The following is an 11,508-nucleotide window of genomic DNA, read 5'->3' on the forward strand; positions in this document are numbered from 1 at the left end:
AAGATTACTATAGGGAACGGCAGCCGAATGGACATGCGGGACTTGTAGAAGTTAGAAGAGGAGAACTAATTATGAATGTCGACAACAACCAGATGGAGAATTTAAAACAGATCAAACACGAATTGACCCGCTTTATGATGATTTATAGATTCGCTCTGGAGGAAATGGAGACCAAGATTGAAATTTTGAAACAGGAGTTTCAGATCCTTCATGACTACAGCCCGATAGAGCATACCAAATCACGGATCAAATCCCCGGAGAGCATTATGAGTAAAATGCTGCGCAAGAACAGTGAGCTTTCGCTGGCTGCTGTGAAATCCAGCATCAAGGATATCGCCGGCCTGCGAATCACCTGCTCTTTTATCTCGGATATATACAGTGTCAGTGAAATGCTGCAGAAGCAGGATGATCTGAAGGTGCTTGAGGTTAAGGACTATATTAAGAATCCGAAACCAAACGGGTACCAGAGCCTGCATCTGTTAGTGGAGGTTCCGGTATTTCTGTCGGACTGCACAGAGCTGGTATGTGTTGAAGTGCAGATTCGTACAATTGCGATGGACTTCTGGGCTAGCCTTGAACACAAAATTTTCTATAAATACAGCCAGTCGGTACCTGAACATCTGACCCGCGAACTCAAACAAGCTGCCGATAAAGCAGCTGATCTTGACCTGCAAATGGAACGCCTGCACCGCGAGATTCAGGAGATTAAGGACGCCCAGGAGGACGATTCCTTTGAAGAGCTGCGCCGGATCATCCTTAACAACCAGCAATTACATCTGCCCGCCGATTTCATCAAGCTGTTAGGGAATTAGTCATAGTCTAAGCAGTGCTGATACTTATAGCATGTACATATATTTACTGGAATTCACCGGCAGTGTTCGTGACTGCACGCTTTAATGTGTAGGAGGAAGTTCATGAAACCATATAAAGTAGTTAGCCTGGATATGTTTCAAACGCTGGTAAATATTCAGGGGCGGACGGGAAATGTGTGGAAGCCGATCCTGCAGGAGCGCTTTAGCGAGGAACGGGCGGCAGAGCTTGGCGGGCTGCTGTTAAGCTACTATTACAAGGCCGCCACAACAATCCGCGATTCCGGGGTCTACTGGACGAGCAAAGAGATATACAGCGACAGCTTCCAGAAAGTGTTTCAGCAGGAGGCGATGGAATATGATTACCTGCAGGCAGTAGATGTATTATTTGCTGAACACCGTTTGTCCGAGTTGTATGAGGAGACGGAGCATTTTTTGCAGCGGATCACTGGAGAATATCAAGTGTGTATTGTCAGCGATACAGATGTGGAGATGCTTCCCGATTTTTACAAGAGTTATCCAATCAGGCTGTTTACTTCAGAAGAGTACCTGTCGTATAAGAATGACAGCCATAACCGGATGTTTGACGAGGTTATTGCGCATTATGGAGTAGAACCCGGACAGATTATCCATATTGGTGATTCTGTTTCGGATGTGCTGGGAGCGGCAAGAGCGGGCCTTAAGGCCTGCTGGCTTAACCGGAATCAAGAGGTCTGGAACCATGAGGTGAAGCCGGATTATACGGTGGAGAATTTAGACGAGTTTTACGATTTGCTGTAAAGCTGTGCGACTTATGCACGTAAAGGAGGGGCCGTTTTGGTTTCTCCTTTTTATCATTAAAGTTATAGGAAGGGTAGGGACATTATTATGGGGGACTATACATCAACAGATCAGGAAATGGATCGTTTGCGCTACCCTATCGGAAGGTTCGAAGCGGCAGAATGCCGGACAAGCGAAGCACGGAAGCAGTCGGCTCAAGATATCCGCCAGCTGGCGGAGGTCTTAAGCAAAGCAGTAGAGCCGCTGACACTGGAGCAGCTGAACACACCCTACCGGCCAGGCGGGTGGAGCGTACGGCAAGTGGTGCATCATCTGGCAGATACGAATATGTATGCCTATCTGCGTTTTAAGCGGGGATTGACTGAGGATGCCCCCGAGATACCTTCGTACCGGCAGGACTTATGGGCGGAACAAAGCGATTATCTGGAGGAGCCCATTGAATCTTCTCTTCAGCTGCTGAAGCACCTCAACGGGAGATTTGCGCTTTTGCTGGATGCAATGCACGAAGCGGACTATAATCGAACCTTTGTAAGTCTGGGACTCGGGACAATGACGCTCGATGCGGCAGTCCAAAGATATGTATGGCATAACCGTCATCATACCGCTCAAATCAGCTCATTGGTACTTCGAAGTGGCTGGTAATCGGCTCAATTAAAAAGAGCAAGTGGCCGGGGAATACGTCCCGCCGCCTGCTCTTAAATTTTGTCCGGCCAGCAGCGGCTGAAGTGCCGGCAGGTGCGGAAAATGGAAAAAAAATGCAGGTAGACTCTGTTTCGCATTCGTTTATAATTAGTACAAATAGGCTCGCGAATACAAGGAGGTTTAGGAATGTCTTTACCACGGGGAGCAGATGCCCGGTCCAAAAAGAAGCTTAGTCTGACTTGGCTGCTTATTGCCCTGGTAACACTCGTGTTTCTGCTCACAACAACGATTTTGCTCATCGGTTCATATGAATCCAAGAAAAAATCACTGATGGAAACTACACTTAATCTGAATCTGTCCAATGCCGAGAGAATGAGCAAGACAGTAGATTCACTTTTTCGTTCCATGCGCAGCAGTCTGTTGTATAGCGCAGATCAGATTTCCAAGCTTGAGACAGCACAGCCGGGGGCTATTGACCGCTATTTAGAGCTAATGCGCAACAGCAGCAACTATTTTAATTCGATAATTGTGATAAGCGCTGACGGCGTGGTTCTTAACAATTCACCTGCATCGCTGGGGATCGTCGGGCAACCGATAGTCTCTCCTCCGGTCAAGGAGGCGCTGCGGTTAAAAAACTCATATTTATCCGCACCGTACACCACCATCTCAACGGGAAGAATGCTTTTCTTTATGAGTGAGCCGCTGTACAGCGAAGACAAGGGATATCTTGGAGTGCTCGGAGGCACCGTCTATCTGCAGGACTTCAATATCCTCAATATGATTTTTGGGAATAATAACATAGATGATTCCGGTTCATATTACTACATCGTCAGCTCTGAAGGGCATGTGCTGTTCCATCCCGATAAAGGGCGGATGAATGAAGATGTTAGCGCTAATAAGGTGGTACAGAAGCTGATGAACGGTGAAAGCGGACAAATGGAGGCGCCAAATGTAAAGGGGCAGTCCATGCTAGCCGGCTTTTCCGCCGTTCCGGCGAATGGCTGGGGAATTGTCGTTGTATCACCTGTAGATTTCATTCAGGAACAACTAATGGCCCATATGCGCAAAATTCTTGCTTATACGATTATTCCTTTTGTAATTTTGCTGATATTTGTTTTTCTGCTGGCCCACCAGTTGGCCAAACCCTTCGTGTTTCTTGCTGACCTGGTGAACAAGATGGGCAAAGACAATATCGGGGTGCCTGAACTGAAATCTCATTGGAACCGGGAAGCAGATCTGCTGACCCAAGCAGTCGTTATGGCCTGGAAAGATATCCAAAAGCAGAATGATCAACTGGCCCAGGAGGCGATGACCGATCTGCTGACAGGACTAGTGAACCGAAGATCACTGGAAATCAGTATGAATCAGTGGATCGCCGCGCGAATGGCTTTTTCTTTGATCGTTCTGGATGTGGATAAGTTCAAATTTGTGAATGATACGTACGGCCATTTGACTGGAGATGAGGTGCTGCGCCAGGTAGCCCGAATTCTCATGGCCAATGTCCGTCCAGGAGATATATGCTGCCGTTTCGGCGGAGAGGAATTTATTGTGCTGCTTCCAAGGACAAAGGCTGAGGATGCTTATATCGTCGCCGAAAGAATCCGCAAGACATTAGAAAAAAGCGAGGTTCCTCTGGCTATGCGGGTAACCTCATCTCAGGGAATTGCCCATTATCCCACGCACGGTGTCTCGCTGGAAGAGTTGCTGGGACAGGCGGACCGGGCACTTTACGCAGCCAAGAATAGAGGCAGAAACCGGACCATTATCGCCGGTGAATAGGTACTGGCATCTTCCAGAGTGGAGGATGCTTTTTGTTATATAAGATACGCAAGTCTTTATCCGCCAGGGGCCTAAGCTTGGAGAAAGAAAGTCGTCACCTGGGCCTGGGCGGAAACATATCCTACTGGAGAACGAATAAATAACGGCCAGCAGAAGGGAAGGATTGCAAAGTGACGTCATACATGGATTACAAGTCTCCCAATACACAGTTTACTTTTGATGTAAACAGCAATACAACGTTTAAGAAGGACGCCAATAACTATATCAATACCTTGTCGATAAAGGAATTGAACACCCTGGAGAATACTTCTCTGCTCGATATTTTCCTCAGCAAATCCAATGTCGTCGAACCGCATTATCATCAAAATGCTGCGGAGCTGGTCTATTGCATCTCAGGTGCGGCAGTGGTTTCCATAATCAATCCCTTTACGAATGAGCTGCTGCATTTCCCGATCTGCCCCGGTCAAGTAGCGAATGTGCCGCAGGGGTGGTGGCATTATGAGGTCGCAACGATGGATTGCACCCATCTGCTGGCTATCTTTAATGCACCTGTCCCGGAAGTAATTCTGGGTTCGGACATTCTGAGTCTCACACCGGCGAATGTACTTGCCCATACTTACTGTCTTAACGAAGCTAAAGTGAAGGATGCACTGGCTCCGCTTCAACCGGGTACCTTTATCGGACCGCCCGCGGACTGCTGTGAACCATCAAAGATGGCAGGTGAAAATATCGCAGCCCCTAATATGGCTCCTCACATGCCTATGCATGTTCCGCAAGCGCACTCCTTCGGGTACCAGCCATACTCCAATCCCGGCTATTATGGCCAGCCTTATGTTCAGCAGTATCACCAGCAGCCTTATGCCCAGGCCTATCCGGTTTATCAGAATGTGGTGAACCCTCCGGAGAATCTGTAAACTTATCTCACGTCCATCCAACTAAAGCCTCAGCGCTATCCTGAACCCGTCGAATTGACGGGTTTATTTATTTTGACTCTATTTTCATGGTATCGTAGAGAGGGAATAATACGCTTGTAAATTTTAACGATAGATGGAGATTATGCAAAATGAGATATGATGTCTTAATTGTCGACGACGAGGCCGTGCTGGCGGAAACTACCTGTGAGTATCTAAATATGTTTGAGGTTCGGACCGCTTATGTAACCAGTGCGGCAGAATGTGAGCGGTTTGTGCAGGAGCATGAACCGTCACTTATTCTCCTGGATATTAACCTGGGTGAAAGCTCGGGTTTTGATCTGTGCAAAAAACTAAGAGGGACACTGCAGATCCCGATTCTGTTCATAAGTGCCCGTTCCAGCGACGATGATATTCTGATTGCGCTTAATATAGGCGGAGACGATTACATCCATAAGCCCTATACACTCAGTGTGCTGCTGGCGAAAGTAAAGGCGGTGCTGAAGCGTTACGGTAACAAGGATCAAGCGGAACAGCTGATGTTTGGCCAGGTGCAGATTGATACCCAGTTCTCCCGTGTTCTCGTAAACGGAGAGGAGATCCGTTTCAAAACCATGGAGTACAAGCTGCTCTGTTATTTGGCACAGCATAAGAACCGGGTGGTGCCGAAGGAAGAGCTGTTCGCCAAAGTATGGGAAGATTCGTTTACCGGTGATGGAACGCTGAATGTGCATATCCGCCACCTGCGTGAAAAGATCGAATACGATCCCAACAGGCCGCAGTATATCAAGACCGTATGGGGAAAGGGTTACGTGCTGGAGGATAGTCCGCGATGAGGTCCAGGGGAGTGCTCCTGACCATGCTTGCCGTTTTTATTGCAGGAGTTGTTTTTTCGCTGTCCATCATCCTGAAAGGTATTGACACGAGGCTGGATATGGTTATGGCCAACGATGTGCTAAAGACCGTTGAGAAGAACTGGGAGCGGATTGAGCAAGGAGATTACAGCGGTGTCACGCAGCAATTCGCTATATTGGATCAAGAGGGCATATTGCGCTACCAAACGGCGGACGGAATGTTTACGGGGCTGAATGATGCCATCCGCAACAGGGATGCTATCTTTGACGTAACGGTGCAGGGAGTGACGGCAGGCAAGCTCATTATCCGTGAGGATTACAGCGTAAAGCTCCAGCAGAACAAGCACCAGCTGGCGACGGTCATCACGGTCAGCTTTTTCATGATGCTGGTATTGGGCGGGCTATATGCTTTATATTTGCAGCGGGCCTTTATCTCACCCTTCAAGAAACTGCAGGGTTTTGCACGGAACGTGGCCCGGGGTAATCTGGAAGTTCCGCTCAACATGAACAAAAACAATCCGTTCGGCGTTTTTACCGAAAGCTTTGACATTATGCGCGAACAGCTTGCTGCGGCCAGGAAAAGCGAATATGAAGCCAACCGCAGTAAAAAGGAGCTGGTGGCCAGCCTCAGTCATGATATAAAAACCCCGGTTGCTTCGATTAAGGCGGTCAGCGAACTGATGCTGCTTCGCGCAATGGACGCGAAGGACATACGGCAGCTGAACATGATTAACGCCAAAGCCGAGCAGATAGATCTTATGGTAACGGATATGTTTCATGCGACACTGGAGGAGCTGCAGGAATTAAAGGTTAAGGGAACTGAGGAATACAGCAGTATCCTGGATGATATCCTGCAAAATGCCGACCTGGATAACCGGATATTTCACGACCCGATCCCGGAGTGTATGATTTATGCGGATGCGCTGCGACTCCAGCAGGTTTTTGACAACATCCTTAGCAACTCCTATAAATATGCAAATACTGCGGTAACTGTTGTTACTTACCTAACCTCCGGTTATTTACAAATTGATATTATGGATTACGGCAAAGGTGTAGACCCGGATGAGCTGCCTCTGCTGTTCAACAAATTCTACCGGGGACAAAATATTACCGGTCAGGCGGGAGCGGGACTCGGTCTTTATATTTCCAAATACCTGATGAAGGGCATGCAAGGGGAGATTGAATGCAGCAATCGTGAAGGCGGCTTTACGGTCAGCCTGCGATTAAAGCTGGTGTAAACAATTAAGGAATGGTTAAGGTTCCGGCAAAGAAGGATTAAGAATTGATTGTGTATGATAGATCTGCAAGCTACTACTGAACAAAGGATGATCCATTCATGCAGAATACAATTCTCAGAACCGAAAAATTATGTAAAAGCTTCTCTTCCGGCGGAGTACAGCAGCATGTGCTGAAAAATTTGGATATCAGCCTGATGGAAGGGGATTTCACGATTATCATGGGCAGTTCGGGTTCGGGCAAATCGACACTGCTGTATGCCCTGTCCGGTATGGACAGACCGTCGCTTGGTGAAGTTCATTTCGCGAAAGCCAACATCGCCAAGCTGAGCAATGACCAGCTTGCCATTTTTCGCAGAAACCATTGCGGATTTGTCTTCCAGCAAATCTATCTGCTCGACAACATGAGTGTGCTCGATAATATGCTTGCGAGCGCTCTGCTGGTGAGCCGGAATAAGCGGGAGCTGACTGCTAAAGCGAAGCAATTACTTAGCCAGGTAGGGCTGGAGGAGGCCGCATGGGGCAAGTTTCCTTCGCAGCTGTCCGGCGGTGAAGCCCAGCGGGCCGGAATTGTGCGTGCGCTGATCAATGATCCCAAGATCGTATTCGCGGACGAGCCTACGGGAGCGTTGAATTCAGCATCAAGCACCAATGTGCTCGATATCATGACCCGGATCAACCGGAGCGGACAAAGCATTGTTATGGTGACCCATGATTTCAAAACGGCTTTGCGCGGGAACCGGGTCCTGTACCTGCGCGACGGGATGATTTGCGGTGATCTTCGGCTGGATGCTTATGACGAAGGGCAGCAACAGGCAAGGCATGACAAGCTGGATGCCTTTCTTGCTGAAATGGGGTGGTAAGATGAACGTTCTCAACCTCTCCTGGGCCAATATCAAAAAAAGAAAAGGAGCAGCCTTTTCCCTGTTTATCCTGATTTTGACGGCTTCATTACTTCTTAATATCGGCATCACAATTGTCTCCTCAATGGGAAGGTTCTATGAGAAGAAGGCCGATGAGCTGCATGATGCGCATGCAGCGATTACGATGTCAGCCTCTCATTTCAAGCCCTCTACTGAGGACTATATTAAATCCTATGAAGGGGTAAAGGAACAGGAAACGGAACGGATCATTCTCATCCCCAAGGCTGCGTTCCGCTACGACAAAAGCATCGATAATGATTTCAGTCTGCGTGTCGCACTTCTGAATGCAGATAACAACCGCACTATCGCGCCACTCAAACTGGTTGAGTCTTTGCCGGCAAATGATGAGGCTGGTATCTACGCCCCCTATTCTTTGAAAGCCAGCGGAGGCTACCAGCTGGGTGATTCCTTCAGTCTTACCTATCAGAATGTGACTTACAGCTACAGGATTACCGGATTTTTCGAGTCTACTCTCATGGGTAAGCCAAATCTGGCACTGATGAAGTTTTATTTGCCGGACACCACCTACAGTGAGCTTCAACACAAGCTGGGAACTGATGCAGAGGGGATCCTCCAGTCAGCGGTGTTCAAGGACAGCAGCCAGTCTGCATCATTCTTAAGAGATTACAGCGCCGAGTTTCCGGAGCTTAACGACTCGAACGATATCAATTACTGGAGCGGTGATATCGGACAGGCCGAAAGTTCTACGCTTATGATCAATATTGTCGCGATGATTCTGATTGTTTTTGCAGCCATTATTGTGGTGGTGTCACTGATTGTCATCAAGTTTCGCATTGCGGATAGTATCGAAGAGGGAATAGTGAACATCGGTGTGCTCAAGGCACTGGGATATACGAGCCGGCAGATTTCATCCTCTTTTGCTCTGCAATTTACGCTGACCGGTTTTGCCGGGAGCGTTGCGGGTGTAGCGCTTTCCTACGCTGCGGTTCAAGCGTTCGGAGGTATCATCGCTATGATGACGGGTCTACGCTGGCCTGGCGGAACCCCATTAGGCAACTGTTTGCTCAGTATTGCTATCCTTATGGTGCTTGTGTGGGCCGTGGCGATGGGTTCAGCCTGGCGTGTACGCAGACTGCAGCCGGTCGCGGCGCTGCGGGGCGGGATTCTGGCACATAATTTCAAGCGCAATCACCTTCCACTGCATAAGGCCAAGGGAGGCCTGCAATTTCTGCTGGCCTGCAAAACAATGCTTGCCAATAGCCGGCAGAACCTGATGATTGGCTGTATTATAACGGCGATTACATTTGCTTCCGTCTTTTCGGCTGTGTTCTACTATAATATTGCCCAGGATAAAACGGCCTTCCTTCAAATGACCGGTGCCGAAACACCCAGTGTGGGCATTGAAGTTCAGCAGGGGCAGGACAGTGAACGGCTGCTGAAGGAGATTAAAGAGATGAACGGCGTCGAAAAAGCGATCTTTCAGGATTACCTCACGGTAACGATCAACGGTCGTCAGGTGTCGTCTGATTTCTCCGATGATTATGAGCAGATGGAGAATAACACAGTAGTGAAAGGCCGCCAGCCGAAATATGATAACGAAATTGTGATTACCAGCACTTTGTCCAGGCTGCTGGGGAAAAGTATCGGTGATACGATAAATGTTGATTTGGGCAAAGTGTCCGAACCGTTTCTGATCACCGGCCTGAGCCAATCCTTAAGCACAGATGCATCCCTGGCGCTTGAAGGTGTGCAGCGGCTGATGCCGGGCCAGCAGGCGATGATTATTAATGTGTATCTGGATGGCATTACCCCTCCGGAGTTTATTGAAGCAGTGAAATCACAATATCAGGATATGATTCAGTCTGTAACCAATGCCGAAAAGTCCATTGCAGACCAGATGAAAGTGTATATATCGGCCATTTTCACCCTTATGGTTGTGATTCTGGCAATTACTGTACTTACTGTTAGCTTAATTCTCTACCTGGTAATTCAGACAGGTATCCTGAAACGGAAGCGGGAACTGGGCATAATGCGTGCCTTAGGTTATACGACATTCCAATTGAGATCGCAGATAGCTATGAGCTTTCTCCCTGTAGTAACGGTGGGCGTTCTTATCGGTGCCTGCCTAGGCGGTCTTTATACCAATTCCATGCTCGAACTGCTGCTCTCCAGTGCAGGAATCGCACAGGTGAACTTTATTATACAGACCCCGATGATCATAGGACTCAGCATAGGCCTTATCTTGTTCGCTTATCTCATATCCATGCTGGTCTCCCGCCGGATCAAACGGATTACTGCTTATGAATTGATCACAGAGTAGACAGTTTCTTTATGCTTAAACGAAAAAAGCCGCCCGGGTATGATTTCCCGGGTGGCTGTTGTTGTATTAGGACTAGGAGAGGCGGACAAGTACCCGGCCTCTGGTATTCGATTTGAGGATGTCTTCCAATGCAGCGGGCAGCTCACTCAAGGCGATCTCCCGGTCGACCAGTTCCTCCAGTACCGCAGGCTTTAAATCACTTGCCATACGCTGCCAAATCTTCAGCCGCTTCTCCATAGGGCAAGAGACGGAATCAATGCCAAGCAGGCTTACACCGCGCAGGATAAAAGGCATCACGGTCGTCGGGACTGCCGTTCCTGCAGTCAATCCGCTTGCGGCAACGGCGCCGCCGTAGGCGATCTTGCTGAGCACTGCCGCAAGCGGGCCGCCGCCTACGGAATCAACGGCAGCCTGCCACAGCTGCTTGTCAAGCGGCTTGCCTGTACCATCGCCGACGTCCCCGCGGGAGATAACCTCGGCTGCACCCAGGGTCTGCAGATAACCGGCTTCATCCGTTCTGCCGGTGCTGGCTGTGACCGCGTATCCTTTGTGGGCCAGCATCGCCACGGCTGTTCCGCCGACACCGCCGGTTGCACCGGTTACCAGCAGCTTGCCTTTGTCCGGCGCTGCTCCGTTATCCTCCAGCGCTTGAATCGATAAGGCAGCCGTTAATCCGGCGGTGCCGTAGATCATCGCTTCGCGCAGGGAAAGACCTTGCGGCAGCGGAAGGACCCATTCGGCAGGAATCCGGGCATACTCGCTGAAGCCGCCGAAATGGGATACGCCGATGCCATAGCTGGTGGCAATGACGGGTTGTCCTTCCTGGAATCGGCTATCTGCTGAAGATACAACGATTCCGGACAGATCAATGCCCGGGATGAAGGGATAATTGCGGAGAATGTTTCCATTCGGAATGCTGGCTAAGCCGTCCTTATAGTTGACGCTGGAGTAGGATACCTTGATCAGCACCTCACCGGCAGGCAATTCCCCAAGTGTCACCGGTTGTACAACTACTGAAAACGTGTCTGTTTTGTCCACAACCAAAGCTTGAAATGTTTCAGGCATAAGTTTTCGCTCCTGTTCTTCTGCGATCTGTGATTGGTAAGTCAGTTATATAATATTAATTCTGACCGGTCAACGGCTATGATTACGTGACCTTGCAGAACATCGCAGATCATACCGGAGTCAGCAAAGGGGTCGTGCATTACTATTTCGAGTATAAGGGGGCTGGCCGGGGCGAGCCGGATTCCTGTACCGGGATGAACCTATGACTGGCGCTTACATTGTGAACGTG

The 11,508-nt window shown here is 49.1% G+C and carries 10 protein-coding genes and 1 pseudogene; 10 read left to right on the forward strand and 1 reads right to left on the reverse strand.

What is annotated here, in order from left to right; translation table 11 throughout:
• Positions 1 to 71: 71 nt before the first annotated feature.
• The 9 genes from NST99_RS13145 (at position 72) to NST99_RS13185 (ending at position 10,214) form a co-directional block, all read left to right on the forward strand.
• A complete protein-coding gene (locus NST99_RS13145; protein WP_038590140.1) occupies positions 72 to 812 on the forward strand; it encodes a GTP pyrophosphokinase in 741 nt (246 codons plus the stop codon).
• Positions 813 to 914: 102 nt separating this feature from the next.
• On the forward strand, positions 915 to 1,589 hold the full coding sequence (locus NST99_RS13150; RefSeq protein ID WP_341092250.1) for an HAD family hydrolase: 675 nt from the start codon (positions 915 to 917) through the stop codon (positions 1,587 to 1,589).
• A gap of 87 nt (positions 1,590 to 1,676) precedes the next feature.
• On the forward strand, positions 1,677 to 2,231 hold the full coding sequence (locus NST99_RS13155; protein ID WP_341092252.1) for a YfiT family bacillithiol transferase: 555 nt from the start codon (positions 1,677 to 1,679) through the stop codon (positions 2,229 to 2,231).
• A 186-nt stretch (positions 2,232 to 2,417) separates the two neighbouring features.
• A complete protein-coding gene (locus tag NST99_RS13160; protein ID WP_341092254.1) occupies positions 2,418 to 4,010 on the forward strand; it encodes a sensor domain-containing diguanylate cyclase in 1,593 nt (530 codons plus the stop codon).
• Positions 4,011 to 4,180: 170 nt separating this feature from the next.
• On the forward strand, positions 4,181 to 4,924 hold the full coding sequence (locus NST99_RS13165) for a cupin domain-containing protein (protein WP_445744965.1): 744 nt from the start codon (positions 4,181 to 4,183) through the stop codon (positions 4,922 to 4,924).
• Between the two features lie 149 nt (positions 4,925 to 5,073).
• Positions 5,074 to 5,757: a response regulator transcription factor gene (locus tag NST99_RS13170; RefSeq protein WP_341092256.1), complete on the forward strand. Its 684-nt coding sequence runs from the start codon at positions 5,074 to 5,076 to the stop codon at positions 5,755 to 5,757.
• Positions 5,754 to 7,013 carry a HAMP domain-containing sensor histidine kinase gene (locus NST99_RS13175; RefSeq protein ID WP_341092257.1) on the forward strand — a complete coding sequence of 420 codons (1,260 nt, stop codon included), beginning with the start codon at positions 5,754 to 5,756 and terminating at the stop codon, positions 7,011 to 7,013. Before NST99_RS13170 ends, NST99_RS13175 begins: the two co-directional genes overlap by 4 nt.
• Positions 7,014 to 7,111: 98 nt before the next feature.
• Positions 7,112 to 7,873, forward strand: coding sequence for an ABC transporter ATP-binding protein (locus NST99_RS13180; RefSeq protein ID WP_341092260.1), 762 nt, complete (start codon positions 7,112 to 7,114; stop codon positions 7,871 to 7,873).
• A gap of 1 nt (position 7,874) precedes the next feature.
• Entirely contained in the window at positions 7,875 to 10,214 is a 2,340-nt protein-coding gene (locus tag NST99_RS13185) for an ABC transporter permease (protein ID WP_341092262.1), read from the forward strand.
• A 72-nt stretch (positions 10,215 to 10,286) separates the two neighbouring features.
• Here the strand turns inward: NST99_RS13185 and NST99_RS13190 are convergent, their stop codons facing one another.
• Entirely contained in the window at positions 10,287 to 11,279 is a 993-nt protein-coding gene (locus NST99_RS13190) for an acrylyl-CoA reductase family protein (protein ID WP_341092264.1), read from the reverse strand.
• A gap of 83 nt (positions 11,280 to 11,362) precedes the next feature.
• On the opposite strand from NST99_RS13190, the pseudogene NST99_RS13195 reads away from it, so the two are divergent.
• Positions 11,363 to 11,485: pseudogene (locus NST99_RS13195) on the forward strand (hypothetical protein); the annotation flags it as partial.
• Positions 11,486 to 11,508: the final 23 nt, after the last annotated feature.

Source organism: Paenibacillus sp. FSL L8-0470 (genome assembly GCF_038008625.1).
In the GTDB taxonomy this organism is placed as follows: Bacteria; Bacillota; Bacilli; order Paenibacillales; family Paenibacillaceae; genus Paenibacillus_AQ.

Excerpts from the sequence above, each read along its gene's own strand:
- NST99_RS13175 (WP_341092257.1), top strand. The coding sequence starts at position 5,754 with ATGAGGTCCAGGGGAGTGCTCCTGACCATGCTTGCCGTTTTTATTGCA.
- NST99_RS13145 (WP_038590140.1), top strand. The coding sequence starts at position 72 with ATGAATGTCGACAACAACCAGATGGAGAATTTAAAACAGATCAAACAC.
- NST99_RS13180 (WP_341092260.1), top strand. The coding sequence starts at position 7,112 with ATGCAGAATACAATTCTCAGAACCGAAAAATTATGTAAAAGCTTCTCT.
- NST99_RS13160 (WP_341092254.1), top strand. The coding sequence starts at position 2,418 with ATGTCTTTACCACGGGGAGCAGATGCCCGGTCCAAAAAGAAGCTTAGT.
- NST99_RS13190 (WP_341092264.1), bottom strand. The coding sequence starts at position 11,279 with ATGCCTGAAACATTTCAAGCTTTGGTTGTGGACAAAACAGACACGTTT.
- NST99_RS13185 (WP_341092262.1), top strand. The coding sequence starts at position 7,875 with ATGAACGTTCTCAACCTCTCCTGGGCCAATATCAAAAAAAGAAAAGGA.
- NST99_RS13170 (WP_341092256.1), top strand. The coding sequence starts at position 5,074 with ATGAGATATGATGTCTTAATTGTCGACGACGAGGCCGTGCTGGCGGAA.
- NST99_RS13150 (WP_341092250.1), top strand. The coding sequence starts at position 915 with ATGAAACCATATAAAGTAGTTAGCCTGGATATGTTTCAAACGCTGGTA.
- NST99_RS13155 (WP_341092252.1), top strand. The coding sequence starts at position 1,677 with ATGGGGGACTATACATCAACAGATCAGGAAATGGATCGTTTGCGCTAC.